The 22,203-nt window shown below is 64.8% G+C and carries 22 protein-coding genes; 11 read left to right on the top strand and 11 right to left on the bottom strand.

Annotated features, from left to right (window positions below; genetic code table 11):
* Positions 1-14 precede the first annotated feature (14 nt).
* A complete protein-coding gene (locus tag HMPREF2550_RS01775; protein WP_070762707.1) occupies positions 15-770 on the top strand; it encodes a glutamine amidotransferase-related protein in 756 nt (251 codons plus the stop codon).
* Positions 771-776: 6 nt separating this feature from the next.
* On the opposite strand, the gene HMPREF2550_RS01770 is transcribed toward HMPREF2550_RS01775, so the two are convergent.
* Positions 777-1,502 carry an NAD(P)H-binding protein gene (locus HMPREF2550_RS01770; RefSeq protein WP_070762708.1) on the bottom strand — a complete coding sequence of 242 codons (726 nt, stop codon included), beginning with the start codon at positions 1,500-1,502 and terminating at the stop codon, positions 777-779.
* 60 nt (positions 1,503-1,562) lie between these two features.
* Here HMPREF2550_RS01770 and HMPREF2550_RS01765 point away from each other — a divergent pair, with 60 nt between their 5' ends.
* The 4 genes from HMPREF2550_RS01765 to HMPREF2550_RS01750 are packed head-to-tail and all read left to right on the top strand — an operon-like array spanning position 1,563 to position 4,564.
* On the top strand, positions 1,563-1,832 hold the full coding sequence (locus HMPREF2550_RS01765; RefSeq protein ID WP_038590680.1) for an ACT domain-containing protein: 270 nt from the start codon (positions 1,563-1,565) through the stop codon (positions 1,830-1,832).
* Between the two features lie 15 nt (positions 1,833-1,847).
* Positions 1,848-3,218 carry a PFL family protein gene (locus tag HMPREF2550_RS01760; RefSeq protein ID WP_070762709.1) on the top strand — a complete coding sequence of 457 codons (1,371 nt, stop codon included), beginning with the start codon at positions 1,848-1,850 and terminating at the stop codon, positions 3,216-3,218.
* Between the two features lie 49 nt (positions 3,219-3,267).
* Positions 3,268-3,966: a MerR family transcriptional regulator gene (locus HMPREF2550_RS01755; RefSeq protein WP_070789320.1), complete on the top strand. Its 699-nt coding sequence runs from the start codon at positions 3,268-3,270 to the stop codon at positions 3,964-3,966.
* Positions 3,959-4,564 (top strand): hypothetical protein, encoded by a 606-nt coding sequence (locus HMPREF2550_RS01750; protein WP_070762711.1) that lies wholly within the window; start codon positions 3,959-3,961, stop codon positions 4,562-4,564. The genes HMPREF2550_RS01755 and HMPREF2550_RS01750 overlap by 8 nt, the downstream gene beginning before the upstream one ends.
* Here the strand turns inward: HMPREF2550_RS01750 and HMPREF2550_RS01745 are convergent.
* The 9 genes from HMPREF2550_RS01745 to HMPREF2550_RS01705 form a co-directional block, all read right to left on the bottom strand.
* The gene (locus HMPREF2550_RS01745) at positions 4,545-4,787 is read right to left on the bottom strand and encodes a PLDc N-terminal domain-containing protein (protein WP_083316983.1); all 243 of its coding nucleotides are present in this window, start codon (positions 4,785-4,787) and stop codon (positions 4,545-4,547) included. The two genes, HMPREF2550_RS01750 and HMPREF2550_RS01745, sit on opposite strands and share 20 nt — an antisense overlap.
* Before the next feature lie 147 nt (positions 4,788-4,934).
* Entirely contained in the window at positions 4,935-6,563 is a 1,629-nt protein-coding gene (locus HMPREF2550_RS01740; protein ID WP_070789319.1) for an ABC-F family ATP-binding cassette domain-containing protein, read from the bottom strand.
* 100 nt (positions 6,564-6,663) lie between these two features.
* Positions 6,664-7,104, bottom strand: coding sequence for a metal-sulfur cluster assembly factor (locus HMPREF2550_RS01735; protein WP_070789318.1), 441 nt, complete (start codon positions 7,102-7,104; stop codon positions 6,664-6,666).
* A gap of 3 nt (positions 7,105-7,107) precedes the next feature.
* Positions 7,108-7,560: a Fe-S cluster assembly sulfur transfer protein SufU gene (gene sufU / locus HMPREF2550_RS01730; protein ID WP_070762714.1), complete on the bottom strand. Its 453-nt coding sequence runs from the start codon at positions 7,558-7,560 to the stop codon at positions 7,108-7,110.
* Positions 7,557-8,816, bottom strand: a complete 1,260-nt coding sequence (locus tag HMPREF2550_RS01725) for a cysteine desulfurase (RefSeq protein ID WP_070762715.1) — start codon at positions 8,814-8,816, stop codon at positions 7,557-7,559. Before HMPREF2550_RS01725 ends, sufU begins: the two co-directional genes overlap by 4 nt.
* Positions 8,816-9,571, bottom strand: coding sequence for a Fe-S cluster assembly ATPase SufC (sufC, locus tag HMPREF2550_RS01720; RefSeq protein ID WP_070789317.1), 756 nt, complete (start codon positions 9,569-9,571; stop codon positions 8,816-8,818). The genes HMPREF2550_RS01725 and sufC overlap by 1 nt, the downstream gene beginning before the upstream one ends.
* A 49-nt stretch (positions 9,572-9,620) precedes the next feature.
* Complete coding sequence (sufD, locus tag HMPREF2550_RS01715; protein ID WP_070789314.1) at positions 9,621-10,793, bottom strand: Fe-S cluster assembly protein SufD; 1,173 nt, start codon at positions 10,791-10,793, stop codon at positions 9,621-9,623.
* 5 nt (positions 10,794-10,798) lie between these two features.
* Positions 10,799-12,244: a Fe-S cluster assembly protein SufB gene (sufB, locus tag HMPREF2550_RS01710; RefSeq protein ID WP_070762718.1), complete on the bottom strand. Its 1,446-nt coding sequence runs from the start codon at positions 12,242-12,244 to the stop codon at positions 10,799-10,801.
* Complete coding sequence (locus tag HMPREF2550_RS01705) at positions 12,231-12,965, bottom strand: helix-turn-helix transcriptional regulator (protein ID WP_070762719.1); 735 nt, start codon at positions 12,963-12,965, stop codon at positions 12,231-12,233. The genes sufB and HMPREF2550_RS01705 overlap by 14 nt, the downstream gene beginning before the upstream one ends.
* 262 nt (positions 12,966-13,227) lie before the next feature.
* Here HMPREF2550_RS01705 and mptB point away from each other — a divergent pair, with 262 nt between their 5' ends.
* From mptB to HMPREF2550_RS01680, 5 genes are all read left to right on the top strand, one after another.
* Positions 13,228-14,826: a polyprenol phosphomannose-dependent alpha 1,6 mannosyltransferase MptB gene (gene mptB / locus HMPREF2550_RS01700; RefSeq protein ID WP_168167674.1), complete on the top strand. Its 1,599-nt coding sequence runs from the start codon at positions 13,228-13,230 to the stop codon at positions 14,824-14,826.
* A 5-nt stretch (positions 14,827-14,831) separates the two neighbouring features.
* The gene (locus HMPREF2550_RS01695) at positions 14,832-15,758 is read left to right on the top strand and encodes an ABC transporter ATP-binding protein (RefSeq protein ID WP_070789311.1); all 927 of its coding nucleotides are present in this window, start codon (positions 14,832-14,834) and stop codon (positions 15,756-15,758) included.
* A 132-nt stretch (positions 15,759-15,890) separates the two neighbouring features.
* Positions 15,891-16,592 carry an ABC-2 transporter permease gene (locus HMPREF2550_RS01690; RefSeq protein WP_168167673.1) on the top strand — a complete coding sequence of 234 codons (702 nt, stop codon included), beginning with the start codon at positions 15,891-15,893 and terminating at the stop codon, positions 16,590-16,592.
* Positions 16,593-16,841: 249 nt separating this feature from the next.
* Positions 16,842-17,705, top strand: coding sequence for a COX15/CtaA family protein (locus HMPREF2550_RS01685; protein ID WP_083319728.1), 864 nt, complete (start codon positions 16,842-16,844; stop codon positions 17,703-17,705).
* Between the two features lie 40 nt (positions 17,706-17,745).
* Positions 17,746-18,699, top strand: a complete 954-nt coding sequence (locus HMPREF2550_RS01680; RefSeq protein ID WP_070789307.1) for a zinc-binding dehydrogenase — start codon at positions 17,746-17,748, stop codon at positions 18,697-18,699.
* On the opposite strand, the gene HMPREF2550_RS01675 is transcribed toward HMPREF2550_RS01680, so the two are convergent.
* On the bottom strand, positions 18,696-19,622 hold the full coding sequence (locus HMPREF2550_RS01675) for a heme o synthase (protein WP_210400201.1): 927 nt from the start codon (positions 19,620-19,622) through the stop codon (positions 18,696-18,698). The two genes, HMPREF2550_RS01680 and HMPREF2550_RS01675, sit on opposite strands and share 4 nt — an antisense overlap.
* 443 nt (positions 19,623-20,065) lie before the next feature.
* Here HMPREF2550_RS01675 and tkt point away from each other — a divergent pair, with 443 nt between their 5' ends.
* On the top strand, positions 20,066-22,147 hold the full coding sequence (gene tkt / locus HMPREF2550_RS01670) for a transketolase (RefSeq protein ID WP_141757787.1): 2,082 nt from the start codon (positions 20,066-20,068) through the stop codon (positions 22,145-22,147).
* The last annotated feature ends 56 nt before the right edge of the window (positions 22,148-22,203 follow it).

Below are 22,203 nucleotides of genomic sequence, written 5' to 3'. Positions count from 1 at the left end.
ATAGACTTGCCGCTATGTCCAAGCTGCTTTTCCTCTCCTTGCGCCAGGGCGAACTTGCCCAACAGGTCGCACGTGCCGAATACCACGACGTACTCAAGGCCACGGGGTTAAGCGAGGTAGACGTTGAGCTGCAGATCCTCGACCGGCTCGACGAGGAGGTTGGCTCGCTTGAGACCATCAGCGGCATCATCGTCGGCGGCAGCTCGCTCAACATCACCAACGATGAGTACTCGCCGTGGCAGCGTCACGTCCACGAGGTGCTCGCCGGGGTGGTGGATTCCGGGCTCCCGGTCTTCTTCGTCTGCTTCGGCTTTTCCTGGTTGGTGGATCACCTCGGTGGCACTGTCGGCCATTCCCACCCGGAAGACTCCGGCCCAACCGAGGTCGTGCTTAGCGACGCCGCGCACGACGATCCCCTCCTCCGCGGCACCGCCGCCCGCTTCACCGCGCTGACCGGCCACACCGAGAATCCCGACGCAGACACGCTGCCCGCCACGCTGACCGTGCTGGCCACCGGTCCGAGCTGCCCGGTCCAAATCGTGCGCTACGGCGAGAAGGTGTGGGCTACTCAGTTCCACGCGGAGATGGACGCGGAAGCGATGCACACGCGCATGGACTTCTTCTACGACTACGGGTACTTCCCTGCCGAAGAGTACGCCCGGATCGTGGCGGACCTGCCGAACCACGATGTGGCTTGGGCGAACGCGATCCTGCGCAACTTCGCCCAGTACTGCTTCGAGCGCAGCCCGGCGCACGCTCCGCGCGCCTAGCCCGCCTTAGCGGCCGAGCTCGCGCACCGGCACGCTGCCATTTTCAAACTCGAAGGGGTTGGGCACTCCAGAGACGTCTTCGCGTCCGACGAGCTCAACGATGACCTCCGCGACCAGCTCGCGCGAGGTCTCCGGGTGCGCCGAGTCGGCACCGTCGTCGCCTGCGGCCGTGATTGGGGCGAAGCCGGGCACGGGGCCGTCGACAAGCAGGGCGGGGCCCAGGATGACCTGCGGCAGGTCGCTGTCCATCAGGCGTAGATCCACCGCCTTCTTCGCCTCGACGTAGGCGTACCAGGAGCCACCATCGTCTTCTGTGGTGGCGAAACGCGCGCCGACGTAGGAGACCATGAGGAACCGTGGAGGCTCCGAGAGCTGCTCGAGCGCTTCGATGACTCGCAGTGCCGCATCCCGATCGACCGCCCAGGTCCGCTCCGCAGAACCGCCGCCCGCGCCAGCGGACCACACCACCACGTCGAACTGCGCAAGCAGGTCAGCCCACTGCGCGACGGAAAGCTCCGTAATGTCGCGAACCAAAGCGTGCGCGCCCGCCTGCTCGATGCGCTCGACGTGCGCAGGGTTGCGCACCAGCCCGGTAACTTCGTGGCCCTGCTGGGCTAGCCACGGCACCGAGTGGCGGCTGACATTGCCGCCCGCGCCGATGACGAGCACACGCCTCGTGCGTTCCGGCTGTGCGCTAAATGTTGTGTGTTTGTTGTTGGTAAAAGCAGTCATGGGCCCACCGTAACCTCCCAGCTGCGCGCCGTACACCACCCCCGCACTAAGATGAGCGCTATGCACGCAATCATTACCACCACGGGCCCGGACCGCGTCGGCATCATTGCCGCCGTGGCCGGTGCTGCCGCGGAACGCGACCTGAACATTCTCGACGTCTCCCAGACCCTGATGGATAACTACTTCACTATGGTCATGCGCGTCGCCCTCCCCGACAACACCCCGGACATGGGCGAGCTGCAGGAGCACCTTGCGGCCGTGGGCGACAAGCTCGGCGTCATCGTGCGCATCCAGTCCGAGGACCTCTTCACCGCGATGAACGAGGTCTAGGGGTAACACACGACGATGGCTACAGATTTCGATTTTAAGTCCGGCCACATCCTCGACGTCATCCGGATGATCGAGGACTACCGCCTGGATATCCGCACTGTCACCATGGGCATCTCGCTGATCGGCTGCACCCGCTCCTCCATGGAGGCCACCTGCCAGGCCGTCTACGACCGGGTGACCACCCGCGCCGCCCGCCTGGTGGAGGTGTGCGAGGGCATTGAGCGCGAGCTCGGCATTCCGATCGTGAACAAGCGCATCTCGGTCTCCCCTGTTTCGCTCGTTGCAGCGGGTGTGGACGGCAACCCCGTCGACATCGCGCGCGCTTTGGACAAGGCCGCGTCCGAGTTGGGCGTCAACTTCGTGGGCGGCTACTCCGCGCTGGTGGAAAAGGGCGAGACGACCTCAGATCGCCGCCTGATCGATTCGATCCCCGAGGCGCTCAGCGTCACCCAGGCGGTGTGCGGCTCCGTCAACGTGGGCACCTCGCGCGCAGGCATCAACATGGACGCTGTCGCGCGTATGGGTCAGGTGGTCAAGGAGGCCGCCGAGCTGACGAAGGACGAGTCCTCCATCGCTTGCGCGAAGCTCGTGGTCTTTGCGAACGCGGTCGGCGACAACCCATTCATGGCCGGTGCCTTCCACGGCATCGAGGAGCCCGACACGGTGGTCTCCGTCGGTGTTTCCGGCCCCGGCGTGGTGGACAACGCGATCAGCCCGCTGGCGGGTGCCTCGCTGAACGAGATCGCCGAGGAGATCAAGAAGGCCGCCTTCAAGATCACCCGCGCCGGCCAGCTGGTCGGCAACATGGCGGCGGAGCGCCTCGGCGTGCCCTTCGGCATCGTCGATCTCTCCCTCGCCCCGACCGCGGAGGTCGGCGACTCGGTAGCCCACATCCTGGAGCGCATCGGGCTCGAGCAGGTCGGCACCCACGGCACGACCGCTGCACTCGCCCTGCTCAACGACGCGGTGAAGAAGGGCGGCATGATGGCCTGCTCCCGCGTCGGTGGTCTGTCTGGCTCCTTCATCCCGGTCTCCGAGGACCAGGGCATGATCGACGCGGTCCGCTCCGGTTCGATCTCCATGGACAAGCTCGAGGCCATGACCTCGATCTGCTCCGTCGGCTTCGACATGATCGCCATCCCCGGCGACACCTCGGCGGAAACAATCGCGGGCATGATTGCCGACGAAGCCGCGATCGGCATCATGAACCATAAGACCACCGCGGCACGCCTCATCCCCGTCCCGGGCACCAAGCCGGGCGATGAGGTGAACTTCGGTGGCCTGCTCGGCTACGCGCCGGTCATCCCGGTCAATACGAAGAGCACTGCGGAAATGATCCGGCGCGGCGGCTTCATCCCGGCACCTGTGCACGGGTTTAGGAACTAGGCGCGCTTCCCTTGGCCCTCACATTGTGTGAGGGTTTAGGTTTAAAGGCGTGAAGATTTCTGAAGTCGCTGCGGCCGCAGGTTGCTCCGTACGTTCAGTGCGCCACCTGCACGAAAGCGGAGCCGTGGCCGAGCCTGCTCGCACGAGTGGAAACTACCGGGAGTATTCGATCAACGACCTCGCCGCTGTCGTTCGCGCTCGTGCGCTTATCGACGCCGGCGTGCCCATCGCCGACGTCGCCACCGAAGACACCGCGGCTGTGGTCGAGCGTGCCCTAGCGCAACTGGATGGCCGCATTGCCCACCTGCAGCAGCAGCGGAAGAGGCTGGCCATGCTTGCGGCTAATCCTTCTGGTGCGCCGGAGGATATCCGCCAAGCACTGCGTGGAGTATTCACCGACCCGCAGGCACTCCAGCGCGAGCTGGACGCGTGGGACCTCATGGCGCTGACCGGGGTTGCCACTGCCGCCACGTGGGACCAGCTGCGTGCAAACCTCAACGATCCGGAGTGCATCACAGCAGCGCGTGCGGCCGGTCAGCTCTGGGAGGACCTCGGGGAGATGCGGCCGCGAAACTGCCAAGTGGCCGAAACCGCTTCGCGCTTTCGCGAGCTCCTCCCCCACGGGCTGCTGCGCGGGGTTCTCTCTACCCTGCAGGCAGGCGACGTGCCACTCAGCGTGCACGATGTGCCGACGCGGGGTGCGCAACGAGTCGTGCTGCAGGCGTTGGCGGAGGGGTTCGATGGATAAGGTCCTCTCGTTGTGGAAGCAGCATCCAGGCTTCCGTCTTGCCCGCTACGAGCTCGAACTGTACCTCGATCTACTGCGGTGGATTCGCGGCCACCGGCTCGTGCCAGAGGATGCAGAGGTACTCCCCCACCCGCCAGGGCGATTGCAGATGCTCGTGAGCGTGATTTCGGTCCTATGCATCGAGATGGTGGTAGTCCACCTGCTCCTCCCCGCGGGGACAGTGCGGTTGGTTGCGCTGCTGCTGTCCATCTGGGGCGTTGTGTACGTTGCCTCGCTGATCGGCAGCGAGCGCATCCGCCCGAGCTACGTTGCCGACGACGTGACTGTGCTGCGCCGCGGCAAGCTCGTGTTTGCCGAAATCCCGTCCTCGCGCATCAAGCAAAAACACCACCAGCGAACGTTTGCGTCCGAGGTGTCCATTGACGCCGAGACGCTCACTGTAGGCGGGGCCGGTGGCACCGACACGCTCTTAGAACTCACCGAGGCGATCGACGTCGCCGGCGATCGCTACCCCTGGCAGCGGCCGCGGATGCAACCGGTGACGCAGATCCGCTACTACGCCGGGGTTGAGAGTGAAACTAGCGCTTCTTCCCGATGAGGAAGTAGCCCACCCAGCCGAAGGTGTTGACCGCGCCGATGATCGGCGTCCACAGCCACTTCGGGCCGCGGACCTTGCTGTCCTTCGCACGCGCAAGGTCACGTAGTGCTAGCGCTTTGCCGACCGTGTCCAAGGCCGTAAGAATTCCGACGATAGTCTTTTGGTCTGTAGACATGCCGTTCCATGCGTCGCGCAGGATCTTCACAAGTTCGTTGTTGCTCATAGACGCCAGTCTACGCGGCCGCGTTAGTACAACACGCTATTGATCATGCCCCCGATGGCCAGATCGGCTACGCCTCCGGCGGCGAGGACTGAAGCGCAGAGGCGACGTGCATAGGAAGACATACTTCCATGCTAATTTGCAGCCCCTTTAAGCCAATTCAACGATCTCCATATATTCGTCGCTCCACAAATCCTCATCGCCTTCGGGCATGATAATCACCCGCTCCGGCTCAAGCGCGCGCACCGCGCCCGGGTCGTGGGTGACCAGGACGACGGCACCCGTGTAGGTCTTGAGCGCGTCGAGGACCTGCTCACGGGACTGGGGGTCGAGATTGTTCGTGGGCTCGTCGAGAAGCAGCACATTGGCACGGGATGAGACGAGCGTGGCCAGTGCGAGCCTGGTCTTCTCACCGCCGGAGAGCGTGCCTGCTGGCTGCTCGAGTTTGTCGCCGGAGAACATGAAGGCACCGAGCAGTCCGCGCAGGTCCTGCTGGCCGGCGTCCGGACACGCCTCGATGGTGTTCTCCCACACGGTTTTGTCCCCGTCAATGGTGTCGTGCTCCTGCGCGAAGTAGCCGATGCGCAGCCCGTGGCCGGTGACCAGGCCGCCTTCGCCGTCGGTGCGCTCGACGCCCGCGAGCAGTTTAAGCAGCGTCGTCTTACCGGCACCGTTGGTCCCGAGCACGACGACGCGCGCCCCCTTGTCGATAGCCAAGTCGACACCCGCGAACACCTCGAGGGAGCCGTACATCTTGGTCAGCCCCTTGCCGTAAAGCGGGGTCTTACCGCAGGGGGCGGGTTCCGGGAACTTGATCGAGGCGAACTTGTCTGCCACGCGGACTTCGTCCAGCTCCCCCATCATCCGGTCCGCGCGTGCCAGCATCTGCTTCGCCGCGGCGGCCTTGGTCGCCTTCGCACCGAGCTTTGCGGCTTGCTTCTTCAGCGCAGACGCCTTCTTCTCCGCGTTGGCGCGCTCGCGGCGGCGCCGGGCTTCGTCGAGGGCGCGGGCGTCCTTGTACTTGGCAAAGCCCATGTTGTAGACGTCAGCCTCGGCGCGCACGGCGTCGAGGAACCAGATCTTGTTGCACACCGCGTCCAAGAGTTCCACGTCGTGCGAGATCATGATCAGCCCGCCCTCGTGCTTGGACAAGAAGCCGCGCAGCCAGCTGATGGAATCGGCGTCGAGGTGGTTCGTGGGCTCGTCGAGAAGCAGCGTGGTCTGCGACTTCCCTGAGCCCTGCCGGGAAGCGAACAGGATCTGGGCGAGCTCCACGCGGCGCCGCTGGCCGCCGGACAGCGTCTTGAGCGGCTGGTCGAGCACCCGGCCCGGCAGGCCGAGATTGTCGCAGATCTGGGCGGCCTCCGCGTTCGCCTCATATCCGCCGAGCGCCTGGTAGCGCTCCTCCAAGCGGGAGAACTTCGCGATCGCCTTGTCGCGCTCCGCGCCGTCGGTTTCCTCCATGATGGCCTGCTGCTTGGCCATCGAGCGCTGGATCTGGTCGAGCCCGCGGGCCGACAACACGCGGGCCCGAGCAGTCTGCTCGATGTCGCCTTCCTTGGAGTCCTGCGGCAGGTAGCCCACCTCGCCCGAGCGGGTCACAGAGCCGCCGTAGGGTTCGGTCTCCCCCGCCAGGATGCGCATCGTCGTCGTCTTGCCTGCACCGTTGCGGCCCACCAGACCGATACGATCCCCCGGCTGGACACGGAGGTGTTGGCCGGGAGCGTTAAGCAGCGTGCGCGCTCCGACGCGGACTTCAAGATCATTGGTGACAATCACGCAAACACTGTAGCAAGCACCCCCAAACCGCCTACTACCGCATAAAACGCTGCGTCCCCCTGACAGATGTTTCCATCAGGGGGACGAAAAGCGGGGATTCTTAGACCGCGAAACCGAGCGCGCGCAGCTGCTCGCGACCTTCCTCGGTAATCATATGCGGGCCCCACGGCGGCATCCATACCCAGTTGAGCACGATGTCGTCCACCGAGGTGTTGTTGACGATCGCCTCGTGCGCTTGCGCCTCAATGACGTCAGTCAGCGGGCACGCAGGCGAGGTCAGCGTCATGTTCACAATCGCGAGCGTCTTGCCCTCCCGCTCCTCGATCCACAGATCGTAGACCAAGCCGAGGTCGACGACGTTGATCCCCAGCTCGGGGTCAATGACGTCGTGCAGGAACTCTTCCGCATCGGCAGCGAGCTTAATCTGCTCCTCGGTCTGCGGCGGGCGCTCGCCACCACCCTCAAAATTGGAGACACTTTCGCGCTCCTGGGCACCACCTGCGGCAGCGCCAGCGGTCTCGTTGACGTTGTCTTCAGACATGGTTTAGTTCTCCTTCTTCTCCAGGGCTTCCTGGGTTGCGGCCTCGAAGGCCTTCCACCCGAGCAGCGCGCACTTGACGCGAGCCGGGAACTTCGCCACCCCGCCAAAGGCCACGCCATCGCCGATGACTTCCGGGTCGCCTTCCACGGTGCCGCGCGAGGTGATCATTTCCTCGAAGGCCCCAAGCTTCTTCATCGCTTGGTCAAGCGGGAGCCCCTTGATCTCTTCGGCCATCACGCTTGTCGACGCCTGCGAGATCGAGCACCCCTGCGCCTCGTAGGAGACATCCTCTACGGTTTCGCCGTCCTCAGACAGGTGCACGCGCAGCGTCAGCTCGTCGCCGCAGGAGGGGTTGACGTGGTGGACTTCCGCCTCGTAAGGATCGCGAAGCCCTGCGTACTGCGGGTTCTTGTAGTGGTCCAGGATGACTTCCTGGTACATCGATTCAAGGTTCATCGTGCGAAAAACTCCTTCGCCTTTGCAATAGCTGCCACCAGCGTATCTACCTCGTCCTTGGTGTTGTAGAGGTAGAAGCTCGCGCGCGAGGTCGCCTGCACGGCAAGGCCGCGGTGGGCCGGCCACGCGCAGTGGTGGCCGGTGCGGATAGCGACGCCCTCGGCATCGAGGACCTGACCCAGATCGTGCGGGTGCACGCCATCGACGGTGAAGGCAATCGCGCCGCCGCGGTTGTCCGCAGTCAGCGGACCGGCGATCTCCAAGCCCTCGATTTTCTGCATCTGCTCGAGCGCATACGCGGTCAGCTCCTGCTCGTGGGCGTGGATGCGGTCCATGCCCACTTCGCTCAAGAACTCCACCGCCGCGCCGAGGCCGACGACCTGGCTGGTCATCTGCGTGCCCGCCTCAAACCGCTGCGGGGCAGGTGCGTAGGTCGAGCCTTCCATCTTCACGATCTCGATCATGGAACCACCGGTCAAAAACGGCGGCAGCTTGTCCAGGATGTCGCCCTTGCCGTAAACGGCGCCGACGCCGGAAGGCCCGCACATCTTGTGGCCCGAAAACGCGGCGAAGTCCACGTCGAGGGCGTGGAAGTCGACCGGCATGTGCGGCACCGACTGGCACGCGTCGAGCACCGTGAGTGCCCCGACCGCCTTCGCGCGTCGGACCATCTCCTCGACGTCAGCCACCGCGCCAGTCACGTTCGACTGGTGGGTAAACGCCACGACCTTGACGGTGTCGTCCAGCTCGAGCGAATCGAGGTCGATCCGCCCGTCCGGCGTCATCGCGTACCACTTGAGCGTGGCACCCGTGCGTCGGGCGAGCTCCTGCCACGGCACGAGGTTGGCGTGGTGCTCCAGCTCGGTGACGACGATGGTGTCACCCTCGCCTACCTGATACTCGCCAGCGCGATCGTCCCCAAGTACGTAGGCGACGAGGTTCAAGCCCTCGGTCGCGTTCTTCGTAAACGCGATCTCGTGGCCTTCCGCGCCGACGAAACGCGCGATGGCTTCGCGGGCCTTTTCGTAGGCGTCGGTCGCTTCCTCGGCGAGTTGGTAGGAGCCGCGGTGGACGGGCGCGAAGGTGTTCAGCACGAAGTCGCGCTCGGCGTTCCACACGCGTTCCGGTCGCTGTGACGTCGCACCAGAGTCGAGGTAGACAAGCGGCTTGTCATCCCTGACGGTGCGCGACAGGATCGGAAACTCTGCGCGGATCGCCTCCACGTTGAGTGTTCCGTTGTCGTTGACGTAGGCCATTAGATGAACTTCTCGTAGCCCTCTGCCTCGAGCTGGTCTGCCAGCGAGGCGTCGCCCGTCTTCACAATCTTGCCATTGGCAAAGACGTGGACGAACTCCGGCTGCACGTAGTTGAGGATGCGCTTGTAGTGGGTGATCATCAGCACGCCACCGTTAGTCTCCTCCTGGTACTTGTTAATGCCGTCGGAAACCACGCGCAGTGCGTCGACGTCCAGGCCGGAGTCAGTCTCGTCCATCACGGCGAACTTCGGCTTCATCAGCGCCAACTGCATGACCTCGTGGCGCTTCTTCTCGCCACCGGAGAAGCCCTCGTTGACGGAGCGCTCGGAGAAGGACTCGTCCATCTGCAGCGAGTTGCGGGCCTCGTTGAGCTCAGCGACCCACTCACGCAGCTTCGGGGCCTCACCGCGCACCGCGGTCACCGCGGAGCGCATGAAGTTGGAAGAAGACACGCCCGGAACCTCGACCGGGTACTGCATGGCCAGGAACAGGCCCGCGCGAGCGCGCTCGTCGATCTCCATATCGAGGATGTTCTCGCCGTCGAGCAGCACCTCGCCCTCGGTTACCTCGTACTTGGGGTGGCCAGCCAACGTGTAGGCCAGCGTGGACTTACCCGAGCCGTTCGGACCCATGATCGCGTGGGTCTCGCCAGCGTTAATCGTCAGGTTCACGCCCTTGAGAATCGGCTTCGGCTCCTGACCTTCCTCCGTCGGCAGAACGTTGGCGTGCAGGTTCTTAATTTCAAGCTTCGACATATTCGCGTATCCGCTTTCTTTCTTTCAGTACTTTATTGAGCAGCGTTGACTAGTTGTTGGTGCGCTCCAGCTCGCCCACGACGCGGGCGATGAGCTCTTCGCGGACTTGCTCGACCGGGATCTGGTTGAGCACTTCGTTGAAGAACCCGCGAATGATCAGGCGGGTGGCCTCGTCCTCGGGGATACCGCGGGAACGCAGGTAGAAGAGCTGCTCATCGTCGAAACGGCCGACCGTGGCAGCGTGGCCCGCGCCGGCGATCTCGCCCGTCTCAATCTCCAGGTTCGGGATCGCGTCCGCACGCGCGCCGTCGGTCAGCACGAGGTTGCGGTTCGTCTCGTACGTGTCGGTGCCCTTCGCCTCGGCGCGGATCAGCACGTCGCCGACCCAGCAGGTGCGCGCCTCGGGCAGCGAGGACTGCTTATCGCCCTGCAGCGCACCCTTGTAGAGCACGTTGGAGCGGCAGTTCGGTACGGAGTGATCCACCAGCATGCGGTTCTCGATGTACTGGCCGGGGTCGGCGAAGTACACGCCGTTGAGCTCGGCATCGCCGCCGGGGGCAGCGAACTTCACGCGCGGGGTGATGCGAACGACCTCGCCGCCGAAGGCTGCCACGTAGTGTCGCAGCGTCGAGTCGCGCTCCAACAGGATCGACTGCTGGCCGATGTGGACGGTGTCCTCATTCCACTCGGCGTCGACGATGGCGCGCACGGTCGAGCCCTCGCCGAGGTGCCAGTTCACGTTATCGGCGTGGGTGCCGGAGCCTGCGTAGCGCAGGATGACGTTGCCCTTCGCGTGCGTGCCGGACTCGATCAGGATGTTGCCGAAGGTGGTCACATCCGCACCAGCACCGGTGACGGTGATCGTGATGTCCTGCTCAAGCTCGGTGTCGGCAGGCAGGTGCACGATGACACCGGTCTCGGCGGAGCTCCAAGCCTGGGCGGAGACGCGGTCGACGGCACCGCCAGCGACCTTCAAGCGCTCGTCGCTAATCGGCACCTCTTCAACGCGCACGCTTTCCGGCGCATCCACGGTGATCTGCGCCTTCGCAGCCGGGGCAAACTTGCCGTTGTGCAGGCCGCGGATGCGGCGCAGGGAGATGAAGCGCCACACCTCGTCGCGGCCGCCGGGCACCGGGAAATCCTCGACGCTAAACGACTGGAAGAGGTCACCCTTGTTGTTGTGCGGGGTGGCGTTGTGTACGGGGTCTACAGAAACGGTCATTGGGTTTAGCCCACCGATCCTTCCATTTGCAGCTCGATGAGACGGTTCAGTTCCAGGGCGTACTCCATCGGCAGCTCCTTCGCGATGGGCTCGACGAAGCCGCGCACGATCATGGCCATCGCTTCCTCCTCTGCGATGCCTCGGCTCATGAGGTAGAACAACTGCTCCTCGGAGACCTTGGACACCTTCGCCTCGTGTCCGAGAGTGACGCGGTCATTACGGATGTCGTTGTACGGGTAGGTGTCAGAGCGCGAGATGTCGTCCACCAGCAGCGCGTCACACTCTACGTTGGACTGGGAGTTGTGCGCATTCGCGTTGACCTGGATCAACCCGCGGTATGCGGAACGGCCGCCACCGCGAGCCACAGACTTCGACACCACCGAGGAGGAGGTGTGCGGGGCCATGTGAGTCATCTTGGCACCGGTGTCCTGGAACTGGCCCTCGCCGGCAAAAGCGACAGAAAGGACCTCGCCGCGAGCGTGCTCGCCGGTCATCCAGACAGCCGGGTACTTCATGGTCACCTTGGAGCCAATATTGCCGTCGACCCACTCCATGGTCGCGCCTTCTTCAGCCTTCGCGCGCTTGGTCACGAGGTTGTAGACGTTGTTCGACCAGTTCTGGATGGTGGTGTAGCGGCAGCGGCCGCCCTTCTTCACGATGATCTCCACCACTGCGGAGTGCAGCGAGTCGGACTTGTAGATCGGCGCGGTGCAACCCTCGACGTAGTGCACGTACGCGTCCTCGTCCACGATGATGAGGGTGCGCTCGAACTGGCCCATGTTCTCGGTGTTAATGCGGAAGTAGGCCTGGAGCGGGATGTCCACGTGGACCCCCGGCGGCACGTAAATGAAGGAACCACCGGACCACACAGCCGAGTTCAGCGCGGAGAACTTATTATCGCCCGCGGGAATCACGGTGCCGAAGTGCTCCTTAAACAGCTCCTCGTGCTCGCGCAGCGCGGTATCGGTGTCGACGAAGATGACGCCCTTTTCCTCCAGGTCCTCGCGGATCTGGTGGTAAACCACCTCAGATTCGTACTGAGCGGCCACACCCGCGACCAAGCGCTGCTTCTCCGCTTCGGGGATACCGAGCTTGTCGTAGGTGTCCTTAATGTCTTCGGGAAGGTCGTCCCAGGAGGTCGCCTGTTCCTCGGTTGAGCGGACGTAGTACTTAATGTTGTCGAAGTCAATATCCGACAGGTCCGCGCCCCAGGTGGGCATCGGCTTCTTTTCAAAGATCTCGTGCGCCTTCAGACGCTGGTTCAGCATCCACTCCGGCTCGTTCTTAATACCCGAGATGTCGCGCACCACGTCCTGGTTCAGGCCGCGGCGCGCGGAGGCACCAGCGACATCGGAGTCGTGCCAGCCGTAGCTGTACGCGCCGATAGAGTCGATGATCTGCTCATCGTTCATCGGTGTTTCGAGACCGGGTGCGGGGTTAGCTTTCGTCATTATCTCCGCTCCTTTCAGTATGGGTTCCCGCCGCCGTAGCGGTAGCGGCAAGAGGAATATTCGTCGTGCAGATGCCATCGCCGTCAGCGATCAGCGCCAGGGGCTGCACATGCGTGCCCACGAGCGCCGAGATGGCTTCGTGTTCTGCCTCGCAGATCTCCGGGTGCGCCGAGGCGACGTCAGAGACCGGGCAGTGGTGCTGGCAGAGCTGGATGCCGTTGCCAGCAGAGGTCACCGTGGCTGCGTAACCGTGACGATCCAACACCTCGGCGATCGCCTCCACGGTCGCCTTGGTTGCCTCCTCACCGGAAGCGGCATCGGAATCTCCGTTTTCCGCAGCGTTTGCCTCTGCGAGGACTTTCTCAATCCGTGCCCGGGCAAAGTCGCGCACTGCGCGCTCTCCCCCGAGCTGCTTAATCATCTCCACGGCGTCGACGGCCAGGCCGTCGTAATGCGTGCCAAATGAACGCCGCCCACTTTCGGTCAGCCGGAAGTACTTCGCGGGACGTCCCCGCGTCGCTTCCTCCCCAGCAACGACGCGCGGATCGCACGTCTCTGCCAGGTCGTCCCCGAGAAGTTTGTCGAGGTGGCGGCGCACACCTGCGGCAGAAAGGCCTAGTTGCTCGGCGATGTCGGTGGCGGTCACCGGGCCAAGCGTTAACAGCGCACGCATCACGTCGCCGCGGGTGTCTGCCCCTACTGCTCGATGCTGCTCGGCCATTGCTTCACCTCAGCTTCCTTTGATTTCCACATTGCTCGCGCGCAAAAGGACGTTCCTTTCGCCTTTACACAACAGTAGTGTTTCCAAATTATTCCTGCCGCGCGGGGTCCCCCCGGCGTGTCACCGCCTGCTTTCACCCGCCCCTGGTGGCCCCTAGAATGCTGAAGGTGTGACCCCACCGCACCACACCGCCAAGGACCGGGGCGCACACGAAGCAGCACGGTCCGCCTTTTCGCCAGGCCTGGTCGAGGCGCTACCCCGCCTGGGCACGGCCGGTTCGCGCTCAGCGCTGCTGCACCGCGCTGACCTTTCCGACGCTGGTGTTGCGGCCTCCACCATCGAGCTCAACCGCTTCGCACTGTTGCGGTGGCTCGGTGCACTCGGCACGCTACTGATGGGCCTGGGTGGGCTCGGCGGCGGAGCCCTACCGGTGGTGGACAACCCCTGGTTCGATCTGCCTGGCGGCCAGCTCATGGGCAGGATGATGCAGACGTCTTCCTCCGTGGTGCTGATCGGTGTCGGCTGCCTCGTTGTGGCGTGGCTGCTCATGGGCCCCTTTGTGGGTGCGGGCACCAAACACTCGCGCATCAGCGCGCGGGTGATCTTCCGCACCTTTCTCGTCTGGGCCGCGCCGCTGTTCCTCACCGCTCCCCTGTTTACCCAGGACATTTATTCTTACTTGGCGCACGGCTCCATCGTGCGCCAAGGCCTCGACCCCTACGCCGCAGGCCCCGTGGAGATCCTCGGCACGGACAACCACCTCGCGCGCTCCGTCCCCTTCATCTGGGCGCACTCACCGAGCCCCTACGGCCCGGTCGCGCTCGGCATCGCCTCGGCGATCTCGTGGATCACCCAAGACTCCATCTACTTCGGCGTGCTCGCCCACCGCGCAGTCTCTTTCGTCGGCGTTATCGCAGCGGCCTGGGGCATCCGCGCGCTCGCCGCGCGCTGCGGCGTCCACGGTGCCACCGCCCTGTGGCTCGGCGTGCTCAACCCGCTGACCATCCTGCATCTGATCGGCGGGATCCACAACGAAGCGGTCATGCTCGGCTTTCTCCTCGTCGGCATGGAGCTGGGCCTGCGCGGCGTCGACGAGATCGCACAGCGCTCACGCAATCTGCGGGGCTGGGCGCTGTTCCTCGGCTCGAGCGCGCTACTGACCTGCGGCGGCATGGTCAAGGTTACAGGGTTCGTCGCCCTCGGGTTTACAGGCATGGCGCTGGCACGGCTCTGGGCAGGAAACGGGAGTAAGCGGGCGTCGATACGCGCCATCGGGCTTGCCGCACTCATCCAGACCTGCGTCCTTGTCCTCACCGTGGCGGCCGTGTCCCTAGCAACGGGCATCGGACTCGGCTGGGTCACTGGGCAGGGCGGCGCGGCGTCGATACGCAGCTGGCTCTCGGTCACCACTGATATCGGCGTGCTCAGCGGGCGCCTCGCCATGCTGCTCAACCTCGGCGACCACACCGATGCCATCCTGAGCATCACCCGCGGCGTCGGTCTGCTTATCGCCGGGGCATTCCTGGTGCGCATGCTCTGGGCAACCTTCAAAGGCTCAATCCACCCCGTCGGCGGGCTCGGCGTAGCCACCCTCGTGCTCGTCCTGCTGTTTCCGGTCGTCCACCCCTGGTACCCGCTCTGGGGCATTCTGCCGCTGGCGGCGTGGGCGAACCGCTTCTTCTTCCGCGCGAGCGTCGCCACTTATTGCGCCGTGTTCAGCTTCCTGGTCCTGCCCCGCGGGCTCGCGCTGCCGCCGGGCACGGTAGCGACCATCTACCTGGCCGCCGCCTGCTATTTCGCCCTCATGTGCGGCGGCGCATGGCTGTGGTACCGGTGGCGCGCCGGGCGCGGGCTACACTAGCGCTCATGGAAAATGATGCCCTGGTAGTGAGCAATGTGGTGAAAACTTTTGGTCACACCCGCGCCGTCGACGGCGTGTCCTTCCGCGCGCGAACGGGCCAGCTGCTCGCCCTGCTCGGCCCGAACGGAGCGGGCAAGACCACGACGATCGAGATGTGCGAGGGCTTTACCACCCCCACCGCTGGCAGCATTCGCGTGCTCGGCTTCGACCCTGCCACCGAACCCCAGAAAGTCCGCGACCGGATCGGCATCATGTTGCAGGGCGGCGGCTCCTACTCGGGAGTGAAGCTGCGTGAGATGCTGCGCCTGGCGGCCTCCTACAACAAGGACCCGCACGATCCGGACTGGCTCATCGAGCTACTCGGGCTTGAGGGCGTGGCCAACACCACCTACCGGAGGCTTTCGGGCGGCCAGCAGCAGCGACTCTCGCTTGCGCTCGCGATCATCGGTCGCCCGGAGCTGCTGTTTCTCGACGAGCCGACCGCCGGCATGGACGCCCAGTCCAGGCTCGCCGTCTGGGACCTGGTCAACGCCTTAAAACGCGATGGCACCACCATTGTGCTGACCACCCACCTGATGGACGAGGCGGAGACGTTGGCCGACCACATCGTGATTATGGACCGCGGCCGCGTCGTCGCCGACGGAACAATGGCCGAGCTCACCTCACACGATGACTACCCGCTCGTCTCTTTCACCACCGCCACTGAGCTCGATGTGCCCGCGTTCAACACCCAGCTCAAGCCACTTGGTGTGTCCGCCGAAGCGCTGCGCCCGCTTTCCTACCGGGTGCGCGGCAGCGGCAGCCCCGCGCTGGTCACCGCGCTCGCCCAGGCCGCGGAGCACCAGGACGTGCTCATCCGCGAGCTGGGAATCTCGCACCGCAACTTAGAAGCCGTCTTCCTCGACATCACCGGCCGCGAGCTGCGCAGCTAGCGCCTCCACAAGCCTTCACCAGAAAAGGAGTAGATCACCGTGAGCACTGCGTCACCGGACACCCCGCGCCCCGCGAGTACGCTCCCGCCGGGAACATTTACCCCCAACCCGCAGCGCGCATCTGTGCTGGACATGGCGCTTGCCCAAGGCAAGATCGAGTCGAAACTCATGCTCCGCCACGGCGAGCAACTGCTGGTCAACATCCTGATCCCCGGGGCACTCCTGGTGGTGGCGGCGATCGTGCCCATCTTCGCCGATACGGACTTCAACCAGATTGTCCCCATGGTGTTCGCTGTTGCCGCCACGAGCGCCGGGTTTACCGGCCAGGCGATCGCGCTCGCCTTCGACCGGCGCTACGGGGCACTGAAACGCACCGGTGCCTCCGGGGTACCGCCGTGGACGATCATTACCGGCAAGATTATCGGCGTGCTCGCCACAGTCGCAGTGCAGATCGTCGTCCTCGGTGCCCTGGCCTTCTACCTAGGGTGGCGCGCGAGCGCGCTCGGCATCGTGTGCGGGCTTTTTACCCTGGTCGTCGGCGTGGCAGCGTTTAGCGCGATGGGTCTGTTGATGGGCGGCACCTTAAGCTCCGAGCTGGTACTAGCCCTAGCCAACCTTTTCTGGCTCGTGCTCATGGGGATTGTCGGCTGGGTCCAGTACAGCGGCGACATTGGGCAGGCAGGTGCCTGGAACCTCGTTCCCACGGTCGCGCTGGCGGGTGCGCTGACCAAGGCGCTCGCGGTCGCTTTCAACTGGCAGGCCTGGCTTTCGCTGCTGTGCTGGACGGTTGTAGCAATGGCGGCCGCCGCGCGCTGGTTCCGCTTCGACGGATAGCCGCGGCACCCACGTTGCTGTGCGGATCCCCGTGTTTTCCACACTATGCGTTAAGCTGTGGACGACACTTTCCTCATCCGAAAGTTGCATGCATTCTCTCCAAGATTTCGAAAGGGAGCGCGTCTCGTGAAGTCGACGCAGGTGGATTCCACACACACTCAGTCCCAGGCGCTCACAAGCCAGCCTGATGGTCCTCACGCCGCTGGGCCATCTGTCGGACCCTCGCTCAAGGTCCAGCGAGTGCTGGCCATGATTCTGCTGCTGTGCCAGGGCGGGATTACCGTGACCGGCTCGCTGGTGCGCGTCACCGGCTCCGGTCTGGGATGCGACACCTGGCCGCTGTGCCACGAGGGCTCCCTTGTACCGGTCGCTGGCGCGGCCCCTTGGATTCACCAGGCCATCGAGTTTGGCAACCGCCTGCTCGCCATCATTGTCGCGGCCGTCGCGATCGCGGTACTCGTCGCCGTCTACAAGGCGCAGCGTCGCAACGCGATCAAGGCACTCGCTGCCGTATCCCTCGCAGGCGTGGTGCTCCAGGCCATCATTGGCGGCATCTCCGTCCACCTGGACCTGCGCTGGTGGGCCGTGGCCGTGCACTTCCTGCCCTCGATGGTCCTGGTCGCCGTGGCCGCTGCGCTGTACATGCGCATCGCGGAGCCGGACGGGGTCGAGCCGACTCGTGTGTTCCCTAAGGCTGCGAGCACGTGGGCGATCATCGCCGCGATCGCGCTCGCCGTGGTGCTGATTACCGGCACGATGGTCACCGGCTCTGGCCCGCACTCGGGCGACGCAGACGCGGGCATGCACGGCCGCCTGGAGATGGACACCCGCATGCTGGCCTTTGTGCACGCGTTCTGCCTTTACCTCTACCTCGGCGCTACTGCGGTCGCTGTCTGGCTGCTGCGTAAGGCGCAGGTGCCGAAGGACGTGATGCGCACCGCGATCGTGCTCATCGTGCTCATCCTCGTCCAGTGGGCGATCGGCGTGATCCAATTCCAGCTGGGCGTGCCCCGCTGGACCATCCCCGCTCACATCGGCATGTCCTCGATGGTGGTGGCCTTCACCACCTTCCTGTGGGCCCACGGCGAGCGCCGCCTCCCCACGCTGGTCTAACCTGCAGCATGCTTCCTGCCCGCCGGGGTAACCTGTGGCTATGCACGCCATAGTCACCGATTCCCCCGGCGGGCCGTTGCTTTTCACCGACATCGCTGCCCCCACCCCCACCGTGGGCCAGCTGCTTATCGACGTCACGTATGCCCACATCCAGCCTCCCCTCCCCAAAGCCGACGCCGACACAGTCGTGGGTTCCGCCGGGTGCGGCCGCGTGGCAGAGGACCCGGAGGGCGAAATCGCCCCCGGTACGCTCGTCGCGTTTGCGGACGCACAAGGTGCGTGCGCGGAGCAGGTCGTCGTCACCCGCGAGCGCGTCGCCGCCGTGCCCGAGGGGATTGATGAGGCGGTGGCCGCCTGCATGCTCGCCCCGGGCATGGCCGCGCACGCGATGCTCTACAGCGTGCGCGAGACGAAAGACGGCGACACGATGGTGATCACCGACGGAGCAAGCGCGGTGGGGCTGGCACTCACGCAGCTGGCAGCAGCTGCGGGCGCTACCGTCTTTTCCGTCGTGCGTGATGGTTCCGGCGAGGAAGCGGCGTACGACGCGGGCGCGACGGGCGTGTTCCGCTACTACGCCGATGCCGCGCAGCGGATTTGCGAAGCCAACAGCGGCCGCGGCGTCGACGTCGTCTACGAGGCGAATACCGGCGCACTCCCAGAGGCAATCCACCCGCTGCAACTCGCGCTGGAGGCCTGCGCGCCGCGCGGCCTCATCTGCGCCTACGGGCAGGTGAACGCGGGCGAGCAGAACGCTCGCGTCGAAATCGCGGAGCTCGAGCGCCACGGAGGCCTGTACCTCACGCACGCTTCGCTGCCGTGGTACACGCAAACGGCAGACGAGTTCCGGTACCACTCACAAGCGGTAACCCGCTCCGTTGAAGACGGCACGCTGCGTTTCCACGTGCGCAAGGTCTTCCCCCTCACCGAGGCCGCCGCAGCCTTTGAAACTGCACAAGTAACCGAGCCTGGCAGCGTCGTGGTGCGTATTTAGAAGTAGCTGGCGATGGTGGGCAGCCCCAGCACCGCGTCGACCGACAGGCCCAAGAAGAGCGCTGCGAGGTAGTTGTTGGACAGGATAAACAGCTTCAGCGGCTTGACCTGCGCACCGCGGCGGACACCCTGGTGGAGGCGGGTCGCCATGACCAGGAAGGCAATACCGGAAACCAGCGCGACGATGAGGTAGATCCACGAGGTCGCTGGCACGAGCGCGAGCGAGACGATAACCGTCCACCAGGAGTAGAGCACGATCTGGCGGGTAGTTTCCTCCTGAGAGGCCACCACCGGCAGCATCGGAACCTCGGCGCGGGCGTAGTCCTCGCGGTACTTCATCGCCAGGGCCCAGGTGTGCGGCGGCGTCCAGAAGAAGATGATGAGGAACATCACGATCGCCTGCCACCAGCGATCGGGCGAGCCGTCGGTCACGTTGTCACGGATGACTGCCCAGCCGACGAGCACCGGCATGCAGCCGGCCGCGCCGCCCCAGATCACGTTCTGCCACGTCCTCCGCTTCAGCCACTTGGTGTAGACGAAGATGTAGAAGAAGTTGGTAAAGATGATGAAGGCGGCGGCGAGCCACGAGTTGCACAGGATGCCGAGCCAGAGCACGCTGGCGATGAGTAGCACCCAGGCGAACACGGCGGCGCGGGTCTTGGTGATCTTCGCGCGGACCAGCGGGCGGGCGCGGGTGCGGCCCATCTTCTGGTCAATGTCGTAGTCGGCCACCATGTTGAAGGTGTTAGCTGCACCGGCACCCATCCAGCCGCCGAGCAGCGTGGCCAGGATGAGCCACACGTTGACGCTGCCTCGGTCGGCTTGCAGCATCGCCGGGATTGCCGCGACCAAGAGAAGTTCAATGACCCTCGGCTTCGTCAATGCGAAATACGCCTTCACGGTCTCCAAAAACTTCTCCTCCAAACAACACGTACCGCCCTCGCGGCGGCCTTACTTACTTCCACGTTGACGCGATCGTGACTTACTTCCACGTTGACGCGATCGTGCGCGGGGTGCGCACGCGGTCGCGTCCTTGAGGTGCCATAGGGCCTGCGATACTAGTCGGATCGCGGGGCCGGAAAGTTCCCGTCGGCGCTACCGCATCTGGGAGCGCGGGCTGGATCTGCTCCGCCCGGCATCATTCCTTTGGTTGATGTTAGCCCTTGACCTGTCCACCTCCCAATCGGACACGCGCCGGAAAAGGTGATGAGTGGAACACCGGTGACGCTCGGCCGACTACACTGTGACAGGCAAGCGCACAACCGGGCGGGTTTGCCCGCGTGAGCGCGCGTTTTGTATATAAACATCGCAACCGATTGAGTGAGGATACTGTGACACAGTCGACCCTGCCCCCGGAACTTCAAGCCATGACCGTCCGCAATTACCCGGACGATTGGACGGAGACCGACACCCGCGCGGTAGACACCGCCCGTATCCTCGCCGCCGATGCGGTCGAGCACTGCGGCTCCGGCCACCCCGGTACCGCGATGTCGCTGGCTCCTTTGGCTTACACGCTGTACCAGCGCGTCATGCGCCTGGACCCCACCGATCCGAAGTGGGCGGGCCGTGACCGCTTCGTGCTTTCCAACGGGCACTCCTCGCTTACCCAGTACGTCCAGCTCTACCTGGGCGGCTTCGGGCTTGAGATGGAAGACCTGAAGCAGCTGCGCACCTGGGGAGCAAAGACGCCGGGTCACCCCGAGTACAACCACACCGACCACGTCGAGATCACCACTGGCCCGCTCGGCCAGGGCCTGGCCTCTGCCGTCGGTATGGCAATGGCGGCGCGCCGCGAGCGCGGCCTGTTCGACCCGGATACCCCGGCGGGCGAGAGCCCCTTTGACCACTACATCTACGTGGTTGCGGGCGACGGCTGCCTGCAGGAGGGCGTGACCTCCGAGGCCTGCTCCCTGGCGGGTACCCAGCAGCTGGGCAACCTGATCCTGTTCTGGGACGACAACCGGATTTCCATCGAAGACAACACGCAGATCGCGTTTACCGAGGACGTTATGGCCCGCTACGAGGCCTACGGCTGGCAGACGTTGACGGTGGAGTCCGGTGAGGACGTCGCGGCGATTGAAGAGGCCGTGGAAAAGGCCAAGGCGGAGACGACCAAGCCGACGATCGTGCGCGTGAAGACCGTCATTGGCTTCCCGGCCCCCAACCTGCAGAACACGGGCGCAGCACACGGCGCTGCACTCGGCGCTGAGGAGATCAAGCTGGTCAAGGAAGCGCTCGGCTTTGACACCGACGTGGACTTCCCGGAGGAAGACGAGGTCATCGCGCACACCCGCAAGCTTGGTGAGCGCGCAGCAGCCGTCCGCAGCGAGTGGCAGCAGCGCTTCGACGCGTGGGCGGAAAAGTACCCCGAAAACAAGGCACTGTTCGACCGTCTGACGGCGCGCGAGCTGCCGGACGGCTGGAAGGACGAGTTCCCCACCTGGGAGCCCGACGCCAAGGGCGTGGCTACCCGCAAGGCTTCTGCAGCGGCGATCCAGGCCGCGGCGGCTGCCCTGCCGGAGCTGTGGGGCGGTTCCGCCGACCTCGCTGGCTCCAACAACACACTGATCAACGGCGCTCCGTCCTTTGGCCCGGAGTCGATCACCACGGAGATGTTCACCGCAGAGCCTTACGGCCGCAACCTGCACTTCGGTATCCGCGAGCACGCGATGGGCGCGATCATGAACGGCATCGCCCTCCACGGCGGCACCCGCGTCTACGGCGGCACCTTCCTCATCTTCTCCGAGTACCTCTACCCCGCCATCCGCGTCGCGGCCCTGTCCGGGATCGACGGCTACTACGTGTTCACCCACGACTCCATCGGGCTCGGCGAGGACGGCCCGACCCACCAGCCGGTCGAGACGCTCACCGCGCTGCGCGCCATCCCGGACCTAGCAGTGATTCGCCCGGCCGATGCGAACGAGACCTCCGCGGCTTGGATCGCCGCACTCGAGGGCCGCGAACAGCCGAAGGCACTCGCCCTGTCGCGCCAGAACCTGCCGGTGCTCGAGGGCACCAAGGAGAAGGCCTTCGAGGGAGTGGCCAAGGGCGGCTATGTGCTTGTCGACGGGGCGAAGTCCACCCCCGACGTCATCCTCATCGCCTCCGGCTCCGAGGTCCAGTACGCCGTCGAGGCAGCGAAGCTCCTGGCCGAGGACAACGTGTCGGCCCGCGTGGTCTCCATGCCGTCGATTGACTGGTTCCTGGAGCAGTCTGAGGAGTACCAGGAGGAGATCCTCCCACGCGCGGTCAAGGCGCGCGTGTCCGTCGAGGCAGGCACTGCGATGCCGTGGCACCGCTTCACCGGCGATCACGGCCGCAATGTTTCCCTGGAGCACTTCGGTGCTTCCGCCCCGGGCGCGGAGCTCTTCGAGCGCTTCGGCTTTACCACCGAGCACGTTGTCGAGGCGGCACGCGCCTCACTTGAATCTGTTGCAGCGCAAAACTAACCACGGCAGGTAGAAAGGGGCTGGAACACCAGCCCCTTTTGTCGCCCCAACTACGA

The sequence above is a fragment of the Corynebacterium sp. HMSC074A01 genome (assembly GCF_001831515.1).
GTDB lineage: Bacteria > Actinomycetota > Actinomycetes > Mycobacteriales > Mycobacteriaceae > Corynebacterium.
The sequence above is the reverse complement of the archived record's forward strand: the minus strand, read 5'-3'. Positions and strand labels throughout refer to the sequence as shown.